The 18,563-nt window shown below is 35.5% G+C and carries 17 protein-coding genes and 1 pseudogene; 3 read left to right on the plus strand and 15 right to left on the minus strand.

From position 1 onward, the window contains the following. Window positions 1–52: 52 nt before the first annotated feature. Window positions 53–259 carry a helix-turn-helix domain-containing protein gene (locus WMO38_RS07815; protein WP_035779437.1) on the plus strand — a complete coding sequence of 69 codons (207 nt, stop codon included), beginning with the start codon at window positions 53–55 and terminating at the stop codon, window positions 257–259. 50 nt (window positions 260–309) lie between these two features. On the opposite strand, the gene WMO38_RS07820 is transcribed toward WMO38_RS07815, so the two are convergent. The 10 genes and pseudogenes from WMO38_RS07820 to WMO38_RS07865 all read right to left on the minus strand — a co-directional run bounded on the left by WMO38_RS07820 (window position 310) and on the right by WMO38_RS07865 (window position 8,391). Beyond that, window positions 310–639 carry a DUF6050 family protein gene (locus tag WMO38_RS07820; RefSeq protein ID WP_349162101.1) on the minus strand — a complete coding sequence of 110 codons (330 nt, stop codon included), beginning with the start codon at window positions 637–639 and terminating at the stop codon, window positions 310–312. After that, window positions 620–1,456, minus strand: a pseudogene (locus tag WMO38_RS07825) (DUF6017 domain-containing protein); the annotation flags it as partial. The gene WMO38_RS07820 and the pseudogene WMO38_RS07825, both read right to left, overlap by 20 nt. A 79-nt stretch (window positions 1,457–1,535) precedes the next feature. Next, complete coding sequence (locus WMO38_RS07830) at window positions 1,536–1,853, minus strand: helix-turn-helix domain-containing protein (protein WP_186837211.1); 318 nt, start codon at window positions 1,851–1,853, stop codon at window positions 1,536–1,538. Window positions 1,854–1,973: 120 nt separating this feature from the next. Continuing rightward, the gene (locus WMO38_RS07835; protein WP_349162103.1) at window positions 1,974–2,621 is read right to left on the minus strand and encodes a hypothetical protein; all 648 of its coding nucleotides are present in this window, start codon (window positions 2,619–2,621) and stop codon (window positions 1,974–1,976) included. A 14-nt stretch (window positions 2,622–2,635) separates the two neighbouring features. Continuing rightward, complete coding sequence (locus WMO38_RS07840; RefSeq protein WP_349162104.1) at window positions 2,636–2,944, minus strand: helix-turn-helix domain-containing protein; 309 nt, start codon at window positions 2,942–2,944, stop codon at window positions 2,636–2,638. 38 nt (window positions 2,945–2,982) lie between these two features. Then, window positions 2,983–3,309, minus strand: a complete 327-nt coding sequence (locus tag WMO38_RS07845) for a hypothetical protein (RefSeq protein WP_349162106.1) — start codon at window positions 3,307–3,309, stop codon at window positions 2,983–2,985. A gap of 95 nt (window positions 3,310–3,404) precedes the next feature. Continuing rightward, window positions 3,405–4,766, minus strand: coding sequence for an SIR2 family protein (locus WMO38_RS07850; RefSeq protein ID WP_349162107.1), 1,362 nt, complete (start codon window positions 4,764–4,766; stop codon window positions 3,405–3,407). 235 nt (window positions 4,767–5,001) lie between these two features. Then, window positions 5,002–5,754, minus strand: coding sequence for a class I SAM-dependent methyltransferase (locus WMO38_RS07855; protein ID WP_186837207.1), 753 nt, complete (start codon window positions 5,752–5,754; stop codon window positions 5,002–5,004). A 430-nt stretch (window positions 5,755–6,184) separates the two neighbouring features. Next, complete coding sequence (locus WMO38_RS07860; protein WP_349162109.1) at window positions 6,185–7,222, minus strand: pyridoxal phosphate-dependent aminotransferase; 1,038 nt, start codon at window positions 7,220–7,222, stop codon at window positions 6,185–6,187. Further along, window positions 7,219–8,391: a MalY/PatB family protein gene (locus WMO38_RS07865; RefSeq protein ID WP_349162110.1), complete on the minus strand. Its 1,173-nt coding sequence runs from the start codon at window positions 8,389–8,391 to the stop codon at window positions 7,219–7,221. Before WMO38_RS07865 ends, WMO38_RS07860 begins: the two co-directional genes overlap by 4 nt. 360 nt (window positions 8,392–8,751) lie before the next feature. Here WMO38_RS07865 and pckA point away from each other — a divergent pair, with 360 nt between their 5' ends. After that, window positions 8,752–10,356 (plus strand): phosphoenolpyruvate carboxykinase (ATP), encoded by a 1,605-nt coding sequence (pckA, locus tag WMO38_RS07870; RefSeq protein WP_349162111.1) that lies wholly within the window; start codon window positions 8,752–8,754, stop codon window positions 10,354–10,356. Between the two features lie 153 nt (window positions 10,357–10,509). Here the strand turns inward: pckA and fliD are convergent, their stop codons facing one another. From fliD to WMO38_RS07895, 5 genes are all read right to left on the minus strand, one after another. Continuing rightward, the gene (gene fliD, locus WMO38_RS07875; protein ID WP_349162113.1) at window positions 10,510–11,187 is read right to left on the minus strand and encodes a flagellar filament capping protein FliD; all 678 of its coding nucleotides are present in this window, start codon (window positions 11,185–11,187) and stop codon (window positions 10,510–10,512) included. Window positions 11,188–11,346: 159 nt separating this feature from the next. Continuing rightward, entirely contained in the window at window positions 11,347–12,225 is an 879-nt protein-coding gene (locus tag WMO38_RS07880) for a carbohydrate ABC transporter permease (protein ID WP_186837202.1), read from the minus strand. Between the two features lie 15 nt (window positions 12,226–12,240). Further along, complete coding sequence (locus WMO38_RS07885; RefSeq protein WP_349162114.1) at window positions 12,241–13,179, minus strand: carbohydrate ABC transporter permease; 939 nt, start codon at window positions 13,177–13,179, stop codon at window positions 12,241–12,243. Between the two features lie 108 nt (window positions 13,180–13,287). After that, complete coding sequence (locus tag WMO38_RS07890) at window positions 13,288–14,655, minus strand: carbohydrate ABC transporter substrate-binding protein (protein WP_186837224.1); 1,368 nt, start codon at window positions 14,653–14,655, stop codon at window positions 13,288–13,290. Between the two features lie 72 nt (window positions 14,656–14,727). After that, the gene (locus tag WMO38_RS07895; RefSeq protein WP_021866208.1) at window positions 14,728–15,741 is read right to left on the minus strand and encodes a LacI family DNA-binding transcriptional regulator; all 1,014 of its coding nucleotides are present in this window, start codon (window positions 15,739–15,741) and stop codon (window positions 14,728–14,730) included. A 371-nt stretch (window positions 15,742–16,112) separates the two neighbouring features. On the opposite strand from WMO38_RS07895, the gene WMO38_RS07900 reads away from it, so the two are divergent. Continuing rightward, window positions 16,113–18,557, plus strand: a complete 2,445-nt coding sequence (locus WMO38_RS07900; RefSeq protein WP_349162115.1) for a glycoside hydrolase family 94 protein — start codon at window positions 16,113–16,115, stop codon at window positions 18,555–18,557. Window positions 18,558–18,563 lie beyond the last annotated feature (6 nt).

The raw sequence follows: 18,563 nt of genomic DNA on the forward strand, positions 1-18,563 counted from the left end.
TCATTATAAGTTCCCTGCCATTAAAATACAAGGTAGGAAAGGAGTTGCCTGTATGATTAAATATGATCCACTTTGGCAAACGCTTAAGGCTAAGAACATCAGTCAGTACCAGCTCATTAAAGATTACGGCATTGACAAAGCACAGCTTCAGCGACTCCGGCAAAATATGGTGGTAAAGACCATTATTCTGAACAGGCTATGTCAGATACTTGACTGCCGGATTGAAGATATTATGGAATATGTTCCAGATGACAAGTAGAGGTATTGTTCATGATTGATTGACAATACCTTTTTTGTTGCCTTTTTCTTTTACACCTTTGGACATTGTGTCCAGAAGTGTCCTGCTATTACTTTTATTATCTCCGTAAATATAACGATAATCCTCACAAGAACAATAATACCACCAATCAGACCTCCAACGATACAATTCAGTGCCAGCATTCCCATACTTCCTGCAATACCAAAATTCTTTGGCACAAGAAACATACACATTTTTCTGATGCCATAAGGACAGCCGACCAAAATCCAATAAAGGAAATAATCAAAACCACCTGCTTTATTACAGACCAGATAACACGTCAGTGCCCACACTCCAAGAACAACTAAGGGAATAATTATTTTAAACAATACCTTTTTCATGCCAGCCACCTCCGTACATATCGTGCTGCACTTCCTGCCGATAATAATGGTTCATCGTTGAGGGTGCATTATAAAGAGCAGTAACCATATATGCCTTGATATTGGATATTTTCGTATTTGTATCATGCATACAGCCAATCACATACTCCAAATGTCCACTATTCAGTTTTAGGAATTTTGACTTTGCAAGCTCATACGGATAGTCCTCTCCTGCAATCCGAATTGTTGTACGTTTTACACACACTACCTCACAGATAACCTCAAAAAGCTCCTCATACAAAGCCCTGTTCTGCCAGTCATCGTACTTCATGTGATGCTCATATTCGATGTTCTCCTTAATCAGTTCTATGTATGCATTGACATCATCCATCAAATCAATTCTTTTTTCCGTCTTACTCTCATTACCAGATTGATTGATAGGATTGGTATAATTCATATCGTTATAATTAAAATTGTTATGGTTAGTATTGTTATAATTAGGGAAAAAATCGTTTACTTCTTGAGGTACAATTTCTTTACTTTCAGAAGTCAACTTTCTTTCCCTCTTGAGGGCAGATTCTTTTACCTCTTGAAGTTCACTTTCTTTACTTCCAGAAGTTAAATTCTTTTGCTTTTTGAAGTTAAATCTTTTTACTTCTGTGGAAACATCAGGGTTTGAAGGCTCGTTTTCTTCTTTTTCATCTGGAACAGAAGAAAAGTTTTTCACATAAATAATGTCCGGTTTACCAAGCCCTCTCCGTTTCTTCTCAATCAATCCGATGCCATTGTCAGAATCTAGCTCACGCATAATTTTTGTGCAAGTGGGTTTGGAACATCCATTTTACTCTTTACCACATTATCTGCTCTAACCTTAATGTACCAGTCATGTTCAGCAGATTACACCATCAAATCCAAACCTAATCATAAGATAAATATTTTTTACTTAGTCTGCAATACGCAAGCATTCTTTTTCTCATACTATAATAATGTTCATCGCGAGGCTCAATCTTAGGTCTGTTTCCACGCACTATCTCATCAACTGGCATCTGAAACAAATTACTCAATGCATATAAATTGTCAATCGACGGCACATTAGCACCGTTCATCCATCGGTATATGCTCTGCAGACATCCGAGTCCAAGATACTTTTTCACATCTTTTACAGTCAATCCCTGGTTTTGCATTATTCTTCTTATATTATTGCCGGTTTCAATATTATCAATTACAGGTACCATATCACATCTTCCTTTCCTAAATACTTTTTTCGCATTATTTTTATAAATACTATTATAAATATACTATAAACAATAGTCAAGTATTTGTCATTGGACTTGTAATTCAATAACTTATATAAATCAATCCCACAAAGCATAAAAATGTTCTTTTAATAAATCAATTGCATCATCCTTGCATTTATTTCTGTACTCTTCCAACTTTTTTTCTTCTGCAAAATATTTTTCTGATATTTCCTTATATTGTGGAAGTTCATCCATAAAATGTCCCGTCCTTACCCTGAACTTTTTATCATTTTCCAACTCAGCTTCTGTCCTTAATTTATCTCCCAATATGCCGTATTTTTCTGTAAATTCTTCAAATGCCTTGTCATACTCATCATAATATGGATTTATTCTTTTACATGTCTCTTCGTTAGATTCTCTCCATAAAAAAATCATATTATCCAATATCTTATCCCACTCATCATGGCATGTATCATTAACTAAAATTCCCTCTTCATTCGTATAATTTTCCCCAAGATATGATGGCGAACCATTTCTGTTATCCTTTAAATCCTGTAGCATATCAGGAACCAACCGTTGCAGATAACCATCCATATTCCAGACGTCACACTCCGCATAACCTCTGACTATACGCTGACAACTCCATTTTATACATCTTTTTAAATACTTTAATATTTCCTGCATTTTAAATTTTTTACCCAAAGCACAACGGCGAAATTCCTCTTTATCCCAGACATTATTTACATAATATTTTTTATTACTCATTTTACACCTTCAATTTAATTATCATTAATATATTTTTCAAATTTATGCACAATTGTTATTTTCCATAAATTTAATTTTAACGCAAAAATATCCCCGTCAACGACGAGGATATCTTCAATACTGGTATGTAACACTTTACTTAGAATAAGAAAATTATCTATACTTGGAAGTGACCGCCCTGAAATCCATTTATATATGGCTTGAGGATTTTCAAATCCCATAAATTTCTGAATATCTTTCACGGTATATCCATTTTTCTTTAACAATTCCCTAATTCTTTCACCAGTTGCTTTTTGTTGAATAGATAAATAAACAGGCTGCATTTCTGTTCCTCCTTAATCTATCCCGAACTATTTTAATTTTAACATCCAACGGCTAAATTTTCCATAATTGTTTCATATATATTCTTGCAAAAATTCTGATACTCACTGTACCCAAGCAACAGCATTTTATTATTAAGTTCAAATAATGAATTCAGGAAACTTCCAACTTCATATTTTTTCACTTTGCAAAAAACAATGATAAAATCCGAATCCGGCCTACATGCCTCTTTTTCATACTTGACACTCACATTATTTTTTGCAAATAAATTATCTGCTACATAGTCTCTTATATCAAAATAACAAAAATATTTATATTTTAATGAAAATTTTTTCAGTGGAATATAAATTCTGTATCCAATTTCCAAACCTCCATTTCTTTAACACATTACGTATTTTATAGTATGATATGTAATATGTCATTGAACCGGTGGTTTAAAATAAACAATTCTAATTATGTTTCTTATATATTTTTAAGCAAAATTTTTAAATTAAATAAATGCCGGCTTGACTTAGCAAAAAGCCATAAAGCATCTATAACCTCCTCAGACAAATTGCTCTTTTCATTATCCCACCTCTGTCCTGCCGCAAAACTCTCACCAATTCTATAGCCTATAAAAGCAGCTACATCATTTAATGAATTTGCAAGCATTCCAAAAAATGAATTTGGCATATTTTTTATTGGTACATTTTTTAAAATATCAATTATTAACTCTAACTTCCAATCATATGCATAAAACGCTCCATTAGGTTTAGCCATTTCATCAAGTGCAAGCATTGCAGAATGTATAAATGTAAAAAAATAATTATATACATATCCAAATTCTTGCGGAAGTTCTGCAATAAAATTAATTTTATTATCCCTGACACCGTCTACATTTCCAATAAAATTATTTATTACATTTTCATCCTGATATTGATTAAAATACATTACATTTGAATTAACCAACGAAATATAATTTTCATATTCTACATTATAGTCTTTTGAAAAATCATAAAGTTCCAGAAAGAATTTGCTAATATCAGAAACCTCAAAAATTACAATCCCATTCTGTTCAACATATGGATCTTGTTTAGGATTATCTGTATAAAGCAGCTGAACAATAGGAAAGTCGTATTCTCCACTTGTATTTGTATAAACATTATTAGCCCAATCGACTGCTGTAATAACATTCAAATCTCCCAATGCATATCCAATCATAATAACAAGTGACTCTTTCATCAAAAATGGTAATCGTGCCTGTCTGTAATCATTAGGTCTAAACATATATGCATAATCTTCGTTTGTTATAACAATACTATCCGGTATATTACATACTCCATGAATGTGATAAATAGGAATCATATTTGAAATTTTGGTAAAACAACCATCTGGTGAAATAGATATACAATCACCACCCAAAATATTTTCTAAAACCGTATCATAATTAGTAGTAGTAATCCAGGATGCTGGAATATTTCTAAAGTATTTTTCATAATCCTCTTTGATACTCTCTTCTGGATAAACATTTGTTTTTTCACTAATTATGCACTTCATTTTTCTAACAGCTTCTTGATATGTAATATTATTTTCAATACTATATTCCTTACATATTTTTGTTGCAATTTCAGGATAAGAATTTTTATTTTTTAATATATTTTCATTAATTTTCATTTCTTCGCAACATACTTTTAATAATTCAGCCCATGTATACGCTTCATAATAGGTATTATTTTCCAGTATTGCTTTTGTAAAACCCGAGCCAACAAAAAAACCTAAATTCCCCAACCTTGACGCATTACAAATTGCTTTAAATACATCTTCTTTCGTCTTTATCTCTTTCATACATTCTTCTCCTTAATAATTTTACTTACATTTATACTCATCCCCCACATTTTCCCTCCTTTCCCATAAAATTCCTTTATCTATATATACCACCCACAACGCAAAAAAAATGTCGAATCCTGCGATTCGACATTTTTTTCTACTAACTTTAAATCTTTACACACTTTCATTCTCGCTGTAAAATTGGGAATTTCGTAATTCAAACAAACAAATTGAACATTAATAAGAGTAATTTTTATAACTTTCTAGCCTTAAAGCACACCGAAATAGGTATCATCTCTGCCTTTTTTGCCTTATCACTTGTGTCATTCATATCACTAACATTTTGCTCAATCATTTGCTCAATTACAAAGCCCGCTTTTGCAAGAGCATTAACATATGTTGAAATCATACGATTACACAAAATAACTTCACTATCATGCACAGGCATTTTATAATAAGATTCATCAAAGTAACTTGATTCAAATACCATTTTGCCATCATCCAACATATTCTTTCCATTCTCTCGACAAAAGGCAACGCAATGATATAACGTGTGATTCCAGCTAAAAATAAATATCCCATCTTTTTTTAAACAGGAAGCAATTTTATTAAAAGTCCCTTGCAAATCGGTAGTCCAGCCAATACCATATATAGAGTACACATAATCAAAATAACATTGAGGGAGATTCATTTCTTCCATAGAACTACATATGAGATTTGCTGCATATCCACATTCATCAAGATACTTTTGGGCATTATCAAGTTGATTCTGAGAAATATCAATTCCCCATAACTCACCGGCGTTTCTTTCGGCATGATATTTTAAGGAATGACCGCTACCGCAACAGATTTCCAACATCTTCTTACCGGTTACATTTCCAAATAGCTTTAACTCATCTTCCGTTGGAAATTTCACACCATACTGCGGAAGAGCAGTTGTCCCAAACCATAAATCTGCATGATTATTCCAATATTTTTCATTATATGCAATTGCATCATTTCTCATAGGTATACCTCTCATATAAATTCAATTTTTCTCAATTATACTACTTTTCCCTTTACATTGCCACAATAAAACAGAGAGCATGACAACCGCCATACCCCTCACACATTTTCACACCTCTCACCACACAATCCCCTGATACTTCCGCTCAATCTCCATTGACTTATTTATAGCCTCCGCAAAATTATCCGCCATGACAAATCTACCCACAACGCAAAAAAAATGTCGAACCATGCGATTCGACATTTTTATTTCCGGAAATTTCCAATAGATTAAAATTCACACAAACAAACTCATTAAATTGGCAGGAACAAATGCATTTGAGTATATACCTGCAAGTACAGGTTCACTGTAACCTCTCAGAATGAAAGATATTTTTTCAAAATAACAAAAACCTCTTTAGGTGACAGAGCACCAGCCAGCATAAGTTCTCCTAAATAATATCAATATCAGCTAAAGCGTCTATCAATTTTACATTATCTTTATGTGATTTTATGGCAATTCTGTAATACCCGTCTGTGAGATTCTTATAATTGCTGCAGTCTCTTATAAGGATTCCTCTGTTTAAAAGTTTTTCTTTCAGACCTTTTTTGTGCATAAAAAATATATAATTTGCGTCACTCTCCCAATACTTAATATTCATTCTTTGAAAATTAGTACAGATAAATTCTCTCTCTTTACTTATTAAACTTACTGTGTCTGCAGCAAATTTATCCTCATCAAGAGCAGCTATTCCCGCATTTTGTGCCAAAACAGAAACATTCCACGGCTGCCCGGCATCATACATTTTGCCAATAAGCTCTTTATCATATGTAATGCCATATCCAAGCCTGATGCCCGGTATTGCATACATTTTGGTAAATGCCTTCAGAACAAACAAACCTCTGTATCTTAATATACTTTTAACGTATGAAAGTTCATCTTCCTGCCCTGTAAAATCAAGAAAACATTCATCCAGAAAAATACGCACTCCGTTCCTGTCACATTCCTTTATAATTCTTTCAAGCAAACGGTCATTTATAAGTATCCCTGTAGGATTATTAGGATTACATAAAAAAATCATATCAGGTTTATACTCAAACATTTTCATAAAATCATCTTCTATTTCAAATGTGTTGTGATTGATCTGATAATATTCAACTTTTGCCCCGACACATTCAAGTGCGGCTTCATATTCTGCAAAACATGGAGCTGCAACAACCGCATTTTTCGGTTTTATGGCAAATACATATCTGTACAGCACATCAGAAGCTCCGTTTCCGCATATAATGAAGCTACTGTCAACTCCATATCTTCTGCCAATCTTTTCTCTTAAATCATCGCAAAACATCTGCGGATAATTTTCACACATTTCAAGCGAATTAACAACCGCTTCACGCACGCTTTCCGGAATTCCCATAGGATTAATATTAGCTGAAAAATCTGTCACATTTTCATATTTATAAATATCTCCGCCATGTATGTTTTTCATGAACATTTCCATTCCTTAACAGATTTTTCAAGGCGTTTAAGTCCATCTCCAAGCATTTTTTGTGGGCATGCAATATTAAATCTTAAAAATCCACCATTGCTTCTGTAAGCAGAGCCGCTGCTTACATACAGCCCGCTGCGTTCACATATAAAGTCTTTTAATTCATCAGAATCACTTGCAATATCTGTGCAATCAAGCCACATAAGATATGTCGCATCTGACTCCACGGGCTTTATCTGCGGAATTCTTTCTTTTATAAATTTTTCTGCAAACTGCCTGTTTTCCCACAGATATTCTCTAAGGTCGTCAAGCCACTCTCCACCTTCACTATATGCCGCAGCCGCCGCATCAGCCGCAAAAACATTAGTCTCTGCCAAATGGTCTGTCTCAAGTCCTGTGATAACACGATGTCTGATATTTTCATCAGCCACGATAACTGCCGCTGTCTGGATTCCGGCAATATTAAATGTCTTTGTCGGTGCAACACATGTAATACAATTATCTCTGCACACATCTGATACAGATGCAAACGGGATATAGCTGATACCTGGTTTTGTTATATCACAATGAATCTCATCAGACACAACGAGCACATGATATTTTTTGCAAAGTTTTCCTATTTTATCTAAAATATCTCTATCCCATATATTTCCTGTAGGATTATGCGGATTACATAATATCATCATAGATGTCTGTGGATTTGCGAGCTTTTCTTCCAAATCCGCAAAATCTATGCTGTATTTTCCATCATTATATACGAGCCTGCTTTCAAGCACATTTCTTCCATTATTCAATATTGAATCAAAAAACATATTATAAACAGGTGTCATAACAACAACATTTTCTGCCGGTGTAGTCATTTTGCGGATAATGCTTGATATAGCCGGGATTACGCCGGTTGTAAATATAAGCCATTCCTTATTAATAGAAAAATTATATCTGTCTTTCCACCATTTCTGATATGCACAGTACCACTCGTCCGGTATGTCAGTATATCCAAAAATCCCATTTTCTGCTCTTTTGATTATCGAATCAGTTACCGCATGCGGTGTACGAAAATCCATATCCGCAATCCACATGGCAAGACCACCTTCTTTAACCCTGTCCCACTTTATTGAATGGGTACCTGTTCTGTCTGTAATCTCATCAAAAAATTTTCTGTTTTTCATACCCGACATTCCTTTCACATATTTATTTTCTAGCAAAACTGATTAATCATCAATTTTCTTAATATCAATAAGCTGCGTTACCATAAATGCATGCAGCTGCGTCTCAAAATCATGTAATAAAACCTATTTTATTTATTTTAATATTTCATCCTCTATTTTACAATAGCTTAACAGGGTAATTACTGCGATGTTTATTAAGATATATAAAATATAAAAATGTTGTTAAATTTTTATCATTTTCGTCAAAAATTACACAAATTGTGTTGATTTTACAGGTCGATTATGTATAATATAAGAAGATAAAACCGCCTTTAAAGACGGTTATCGCACAATAAGTAAAGAAACGAGGTTAAATGTAAGATGGCAGAAATCGATTTAAGCAAGTATGGTATCACAGGTACAACTGAGATAGTTCATAACCCTTCTTATGAATTATTATTCGAGGAAGAAACATCTTCTAAGAACGAAGGTTATGAAGTTGGTAAGGAAAGCGAACTTGGTGCTGTTGATGTTATGACAGGTATCTACACAGGACGTTCTCCTAAAGATAAGTATATCGTAGTTGACGAAAACTCAAAGAACACTGTATGGTGGACAAGCGATGAGTACAAGAACGATAACCACCCAATGCCAGAAGATGTATGGGCTAAGGTTAAGGACATCGCTAAGAAAGAGCTTTGCAACAAGAGACTTTTCGTTGTTGATGCATTCTGTGGTGCTAACAAAGACACAAGAATGGCAGTTCGTTTCATCGTTGAAGTTGCTTGGCAGGCACATTTCGTAACAAATATGTTCATCAAGCCAACAGAAGAAGAACTCAAGAACTTTGAGCCAGATTTCGTTGTATACAACGCTTCTAAGGCAAAAGTTGAAAATTATGCAGAATTAGGTCTTAACTCAGAGACTTGCGTTGCATTCAATATTACAAGCCGCGAACAGGTTATTATCAATACATGGTACGGCGGTGAGATGAAGAAGGGTATGTTCTCTATGATGAACTACTATCTCCCATTAAAGGGTATTGCTTCAATGCACTGCTCAGCTAACACAGATTTAGATGGCAAGAACACAGCTATCTTCTTCGGTCTTTCAGGTACAGGTAAGACAACACTTTCTACAGATCCTAAGCGTCTCCTCATCGGTGATGATGAACACGGCTGGGATGATAACGGTGTATTCAACTTTGAAGGTGGATGCTATGCTAAGGTTATCAATCTTGATAAGGATTCTGAACCTGATATCTACAATGCAATCAAGCGTAACGCTCTTCTTGAGAATGTAACACTTGATGCTAATGGTAAGATTGATTTTGCTGATAAGAGCGTTACAGAAAACACTCGTGTATCTTATCCAATTAACCACATTAAGAATATTGTACGTCCTATTTCTTCAGCACCAGCTGCAAAGAACGTAATCTTCCTTTCAGCAGATGCTTTCGGCGTACTTCCTCCAGTATCTGTTCTTACACCAGAGCAGACACAGTACTACTTCCTTTCAGGTTTCACAGCTAAGCTTGCTGGTACAGAGCGTGGTATTACAGAACCTACTCCTACATTCTCAGCTTGCTTCGGTCAGGCTTTCCTTGAGCTTCACCCAACAAAGTATGCTGAAGAACTTGTTAAGAAGATGAAGATGAGCGGTGCTAAGGCTTACCTCGTTAACACAGGTTGGAACGGCACAGGCAAGAGAATCTCAATCAAGGATACTCGTGGTATCATCGACGCAATCCTTAACGGAGATATCCTCAAGGCTCCTACAAAGAAGATTCCTTACTTCAACTTTGAAGTACCTACAGAACTTACAGGTGTTGCAACAGAGATTCTTGATCCTCGTGACACATATGCTGATGCTTCTGAATGGGAAGTTAAAGCTAAAGACTTAGCTGGCAGATTCATTAAGAACTTCGCTAAATACGAAGGAAATGAAGCTGGTAAGGCACTTGTTTCAGCAGGTCCACAGTTATAATAAACAATGAATATATAGGCATTATGCCGATATATCATATGCTTTAGATTACTTTAAAAGCACCGCTTTCGGGAAATCCGGAAGCGGTGCTTTTTTTAGTTTCTACCTATGAAGAATATATACTCTTTACAAGTTTCGTAAATTCAATAATTATCAACCAAGAAAATCATATTTTGAGCTGTTGAATGAAGACATAATATCTGCTGTAGAACTATATGTACTGCTCACACTCTGTAAATTAGCTTCAGCATTACTCTCAATCCTGTCTGTAACAAACGAAAGCTTTTTCATAAATTCAGAATCACTTCCAAATATTTTTTCAAGTGAATCAACGTCTGCCTTTTTAAGCTTATCAGAATCAACCTCAAGAGTTCCGTCACTGTTATAAGTTATTCCGACTTTTTCAAGTGATTCCTTAATACTCTCTGGAAGTCCCTTTAATGCTTTCTTATAGAATTCGTCAAGGCTTGAGGAAGTTTTTGACATAACTTCAACAAGCGAATTATATTTATCTATAAGTTCCTGTGCTGCTGCTGTAACCTTTGAAGTATCTTTGCTTTCTCTTGCATCTTTAAATACTGTACTCTTTTCACCTGCAAGCTTATCAATAGCATTCTGCAAATCCTCTGATGATTTATCAGTATTTTCATATCCTGTTTTGGAAACTTTTGCTTTCAGCATCTGTGTCGCTGCTGATGTGCTGCCATTTATGCTGTTAAGCATCGAATCTGCTGAACTATCATTATTAATATAATCAAGCAATGTTGAATTATTAATTGGAAGTCTCGCTTTTCTTGCTGTCTCATTTAACATCTGTGTAGTAACTCTCATATTTCTCTCCTTTCCGCTTTATGTTGTATATTTTTTATCAAATGCACATATATATTTTATCGGTCATTTTTTTATATAAATAACCCCGGCAAAAGACTCTTTGCGACTTTTACCGGGGTTTTATAAAGGAGGCCTTTGCCTATGAAAAGCAGTTTAAAATCAACCCTTTACACCACCAAGCGTAACACCTCTTACAATAAATTTTGAAAGACACAGATAAACTACAATAACCGGAAGAATTGCAAATCCAAGCATCATATAAACCTTACCCATATCAAACTTCAAAAAGTCTGCACTTCTAAGCTGTGCAATAAGTATTGGAAGTGTTTTCTTACTATCTTTATTAAGAAGAAGCGAAGGAATAAAATAGTTATTCCATGAAGCAACGAAAGTGAATATCGCCTGTACTGCAATTGCCGGCTTCATAAGTGGAAGCACTATCTGATTAAATATTCTGAATTCATGTGCACCATCAATTCTTGCTGCTTCAACAAGTTCAATCGGAAGTACACTGTCCATATACTGCTTAATAAAGAAAAATACTACCGGTGAAGCTATTGAAGGAACAACAAGCGGTATGAATGAATTCATCAGATGCATATCACTCATCTGCTTGATAAATCCAAGTGCTGATACCTGTGTAGGCACCATCATTATAATCATAATAAATGTAAATGCCAATTTCTTAAATCTGAAATTATAGGCATGTATTGCATACGCCGTAAGTGCCGAAAAATATACTGAAAGAATTGCTGTTCCACTGGCTACAAGAAGGCTGTTTGCCATGCCGCTTAATACCGGAAGCTGCTTATCTGTCAGAAGATTTTTCATGTTAACCAGAAATGATTTTCCCGGAATAAGTGAAAAACCTTTCTGTATATCCGGATGAGATCTTGTAGTATTTATAAGCAATACATAAAATGAAAACAGGCATAAAATTGATAACAGAATTAATACAATATAGCACAAAGTTCTTTGTATATATAATGCAATTTTATCGCTTTTATCTGCTTTTTTCTTATTTGTTTCTGTACTCATAATCTACGCCTCCCTTCACTTTTTTGCTTTCTTCGATGCTTTTGCACCTGTATCCACCATATCTTTTGTTACATATTTGAATACGAAAATACTAAGCACTGCTGTTATTATAAATAATATAACTGAAAGAGCACCAGCCATACCATAATTCTTACTATACAAATGCTTATTCAGATACATGATGGCAGTCATGCTTGTTCTGTCCGGATTACCATTACCATTAGTAAGAATCTGAGGAACATCAAACATCTGGATACCACCGATAAGTGAAGTTACAAGTGTATAAGCCATGATAGGTTTTATAATTGGAAGTGTAATCTTTCTGAATATCTGGAATGAACTCGCTCCATCAATTCTTGCCGCTTCCATAATTCCTGTATCGATTCCCATAATGCCTGCCATCAGGACAATTGTTGTATTACCGAACCACATGAGGAAATTCATAAGTGCGATAAGTCCTCTGGCTCCGGCGACCTCCGCCAGAAACCTGTATGTAGGAAGTCCCATTGAATTAAGAAGATTATTAATAGGTCCTACATCTGAGAATATTGTATAAAATAACATTGAAAATGCAGATGCCATAATCAGGTTCGGCATATATATAACTGTCTTGAAAAAACCTGAACATTTTAATCTTAATCTTAAATCCGTAAACCATGATGCAAGTAATAATGAGAAAAACATCTGTGGAATAAATCCCATCATCCATATAATAAATGTATTCTTTAAATACATTGGAAGTTCGCTGTTAAATAATATTTCTTTATAATTTTTAAATCCAACAAATGTAGGTCCTACCTGCATAAGACCAACTCTGTAATTTTCAAAAAAACTGTTATAGAAAGTGGAAAGCAACGGAATTAACTGAAAAATAATATATACCAAAAAGAATGGTATCAAAAAAATATATCCCCACTTTGCATAACTCACACATTTTGATTTTTTCCTTTTCATGCCGCCCTCCATTTCCAGCGACAGGAAAGCACGCCTTGAAACCGATTCAGATTAAATACCAATTATTGATTTCCCGACGTGCTTCCATCACTTAATTACATATATTTATTAGTGTGACAAGTTTGGATATTTCTCAATAGCTGCTTTGTAGAAGTTATCAAGTGCTTTATCCTTAGTTACATTTCCATCGAAGTAATCCTTCATAGCTTTCTGGAATTCTTCGTTAAGACCCTGATCATAAGCTGAAATATTCTTCATGTTAATCTTAGGTGCAGCCTGTGCAAACAGTTTGATATGATTCTGTCCGCCAAGGAATGCTGACTTGAAATCACTTGAAGCAAGTTCATTCATACCTGAAATTGTGTTTGTGTAATCCTGTGTATCTTTTGTTATCTGAACTTCTGTACTCTTATCACATGTAAGTGTCTTCATAATCTCTTTAATGAGGTTTGGATTATCTGTTCCTGCTGCTGCACAGATCCATGTACCACCCCAGTAGTAACTCTGTGGTCCCTGACATACTGCATAATCACCATAGATACCATTACCGACTTCTTCCTTACCACCTTCCTTTACAGGAGTTGCAAGTGAGTTACCAAGAAGTGTGAAGTTAATGCCCCATGTTGAATAGAAGAAACCAAATACCTTACCTTTAGGTCCCTGGTCTGCTGCCCATACATTATCCCAGAGAGATGACTTGTTATTATATCCTTTCTCTGTGAAAAGCTTTGTCTGGTCAACCCACTTCATAATATTGTCATCAATTACAATCTTGTTATTTGAATCAACCCAAGGTGCTGATACGTTGTTAGAAAATACCCTGTATGCATCATCATAACCTGAAAGCATCTTATAACCTTTGGCAGCTGCTTTTTCAGCAACAGAATTAAACTTATCCCATGATGAAAGTGCTTCCTGAACCTTATCCGGATTATCAGTTCCTAATACATCCTTTGCAATAGAACGTCTGTAAGCGAAAAGTCCCGGTGTTGCCTGCCATGTTGTACCTTTCTGGACACCCTTTGAATCAGTTACGATATCCTTTGTATACTGATACTGGTCAGCAAGGTCATCTTTTGTAAGACCAATATCATTTACAACGTCAAGTGTATAATCACTGTCTACATATTTTAATGCATAATCGGCTTCTACAAGGAAAATATCAACCTTTTCATCTGCCGGTGCATCTTTTTGCTTTAACAGTGCTGCATCAAGTGCATTCTGATAAGCATTATTCTCATTTGGTGTAACAACGAAATTAACCTTTACATCTGAAGGTAATTTTCCTGATTTCTTAAAGTATTCAAATCTTTCCTGAAATTCCTGATTCCAGCAATAAATATTAAGAACCTTTCCCTGTGCTGCTTCACTTGTATCTACCTTTGCAGCTGGCTTTCCACCGGAATTACCGCATCCGGCAAGCGTTGTCATTACCATTGCTGTTGCAAGAAACAGACTTGTTAATTTTCTTTTCATCATAATAAAACCTCCTCTAAAATTTAACCAATACATAACCCTTTGTTTCTTTGCCTGTTGCATCACATCTGTTTACTTTTGTCTGATGTCCTTTACTGTCTCTCCTTCCAGTAATCTGCCATCAACAACAACTCTTTTAACCAATGCAGTCTTGGGATTCTCAATACATGCTATAAGCTCTCTCGCAGCAAGCATTCCTATCTTTCTTGATTGCTGTTCTACTGTCGTAAGCTTTGGATTCAATATCTGTGAAAGCTTAATGCCGTCATAACCTACCATTGAAATATCATCCGGCACTTTTAAGCCTCTGCTTTTTATAGCATTAAACCCTCCCGAATAAGATAAATCATCAGGATAAAAAATACATGTTGGTGCATCCGTCATATTAAGAAGTTCATTTGTAAGCTTCTCTGCTTTAACTGCATTCAGATATTCAGATGACTTAACATATTCATCCGGAACATCTACATCCAGTTCTTCAAGTGTCATATAAAATGATGCAAGTCTTTCTTTTGTTACTTCTGAATTACTCTCACCATGTATATAAGCAATCTTACGATGTCCCATCTTATATACATACTGTACAAGTTCTCTCATCCCCTTTACATTATCTGAGCTGACGGAAGTACAGTTGTTAAATATGTAATCAATAGTCACTGAGGGAATAGCACCATTGACAACTTCCTGTACTTCAGGTTCTTCAAAATCCGCGCAGGCAATAACAACACCGTCAAGATTGCGATATTTGCAATGTTCATAGTATGTCATCTTTCTGTTATGGGTATTGATAAATGTAATATCATATCCACGACTTTCGGATTCGACCTTAACACCCTCCAGCACCGCTGAAAAATATTCATGTGTCAGACCACTGTGTGCTCTATCGTTCATTAACACGCCAATGTTATATGAACGATTAGTTTTCAATGCTCTGGCTGCTGAGTTAGGATAATAACCCATATCACTTGCAGTCTGACGTATCTTCTTTCTGGTCTCTTCACTGATGTCACTATGATTATTAAGTGCCTTGCTTACTGTCGCAACTGACACGCTGCATTTTTCTGCAATATCTCTCATAGAAACCATCGTATCTTACCCCTTTACCTGTGCTTGTTGTTATTACTTAATCGTTTTCGTAAGTTCACTATAGCACGACATCTATTTTAATGCAACTGTTTTTTATATTTTTATAGTTATGACAAATTTTGTATATACATTTTTGTGCAATATGACTATTTTTCTGTTTTTTATCATTAAACATTGCTTTTTCATTTTCATTAAAATATACTCAAATCAGATAAATATATTCTTAATTTTTTAATTAGGACAATCATATTATATAATATACAGGTTTTATCTTAATTTCTCCTGTGTTTTACTGTTTTTTGTCTCTTAATCGTTTTCGTAATATCTAATACAGCTTGCATATGAATAAAATATGCAGAAACGAGGTTTATATGAATTTGGGATATTTTGATGATGATAATAAAGAATATGTTATAACAACTCCCAGAACTCCTCTTCCATGGATTAATTACCTTGGATGTGAAAGTTTTTTCAGACTTATAAGCAACACAGGCGGCGGATATGCATTTTATAAAGACGCAAAACTTTTAAGGCTTACAAGATACCGCTATAACAATGCTCCGCTTGATTCTAACGGTCACTATTTTTATATTAACGATAACGGATGCATCTGGAATCCGGGATGGCAGCCTGTACAGACTGAACTTGACAGCTACGAATGTCGTCATGGTCTTGGATATACAACATACAAAGGCAGCAAAAACGGCATTGAAGCACATGTTGCATCATTTGTTCCAATTGGAGCAAACTGTGAGCTTACACGTTTAAGTCTTAATAATACTTCCGATAAATCTAAGACATTTTCAGTTTATTCATATATTGAATTCTGTCTCTGGAATGCCGTTGATGATATGAACAATTTCCAGCGTACATACAGCACCGGAGAAGTTGAGATTGAACCTTACAAAGCGAATTCATGTATTTATCATAAGACCGAGTACCGCGAACGCCGCAATCACTACGCTTTATGTGCAATGAATTCATCTTGTGACGGTTTTGATACTGACCGTGACAGTTTCCTTGGAACGTATGGAAGCCCTCAGATGCCTGATGCAGTCGCTGCAAAAACATCACATAATTCAAAAGCAAGCGGTTGGAACCCTGTTGCATCTTTCAGAAAAGACATAACACTTAAACCAAATGAAAAATGTCATTTTATTTACATGTTAGGTTATATAGAAAATCCTGATGATGAAAAATGGGAAGCACCTCAAAAAATAAACAAACAACGTGCTAAAGCAATGATTGACACATATATGACTGATGAAGCTTTTGATAATGCATTTAACCGGTTGAAAGAACACTGGAACAATCTTCTTTCAAAATATACGCTTGAAACTTCCGATGACAAATTATGCCGTATGGTTAACATCTGGAACCAGTATCAGTGCATGGTTACATTCAATATGTCACGTTCCGCTTCATATTATGAATCAGGCACAGGCAGAGGAATGGGTTTCCGCGATTCATGCCAGGATCTGCTCGGATTTGTGCATCTTATTCCTGATGCTGCAAGGCAGCGTATTCTTGATATTGCATCAACCCAGTTTGAAAACGGAAGTGCATATCACCAGTACCAGCCTCTCACAAAACAGGGCAATTCCGATATCGGAAGCGGGTTCAATGACGACCCTCTCTGGCTTATAGCCGGAACTGCCGCATACCTTAAAGAAACAGGAGACTATTCTATACTCGACGAAATGACGCCTTTTGACTGTAACAAAGAAAATACGGCACCTTTAATGGAACATCTGCGTCGTTCATTTAATTTCACAACGACACATCTTGGTCCTCACAATCTGCCGCTTATCGGGCGTGCCGACTGGAACGACTGTCTGAACCTCAACTGTTTTTCAACTGTTCCGGGCGAATCATTCCAGACTACCGGACCATCAGAAGGGCCTGTAGCAGAATCAGTGTTTATAGCCGGAATGTATGTTAAATATGGCAGGGATTACGAAGCAATATGCAGACATCTAGGTCTTGATGACGAAGCCGATGCTGTATACAATCATGTAAATGACATGATTAAAGCTGTTACCAAATCAGGCTGGGACGGAGAGTGGTTTTTACGTGCATATGATGCCGCAGGCGAAAAAGTTGGTTCCCATGAATGTAAAGAAGGCCAGATTTTCATTGAACCACAAGGCTTCTGTGTTATGGCAGGAATAGGAACTGATAATGGTCTTGCAGTCAGAGCACTCCGTTCAGTCGAAGAAAAACTTGACACAAAATATGGCATTGTTCTTTTACAGCCTGCTTATACATCTTATCATCCCGAGCTTGGTGAAATAACTTCTTATCCGGAAGGTTACAAAGAAAATGCAGGAATTTTCTGTCACAACAACCCTTGGATTTCAATTGCTGAAACTGTTGTCGGACATGGCAACCGTGCTTTTGATGTATACAAGAAAATCTGCCCGGCATATCTTCAGGATGTAAGTGATCTTCACAAGACTGAAAGTTATGTATACTCACAGATGATAGCCGGCATTGATGCTGCTCATTTCGGAGAAGCAAAAAACAGCTGGCTCACAGGAACAGCAGCATGGACATTCACCAACATTTCACAGTACATTCTTGGAATACGGCCTGAATTTAACGGTCTGTGCATAGACCCATGCATACCGGATTACATGAAAGAATTCAGCGTAAAGAGGACCTTCCGTGGTGCCGAATATAATATCCACATTGACAACTCTTCCGGTTCACAGAAAGGCCTGAAATCACTTATCGTCAACGGAAAATCTGTTGAAGGAAATATTATTCCATATGATGAAAATATCAAAAAATATGATGTAACAGCTGTTTTATAAAATATT

Origin of the sequence: Lachnospira hominis (ex Hitch et al. 2025) (assembly GCF_040096395.1) — a bacterium.
Classification (GTDB): Bacteria; Bacillota; Clostridia; order Lachnospirales; family Lachnospiraceae; genus Lachnospira; species Lachnospira hominis.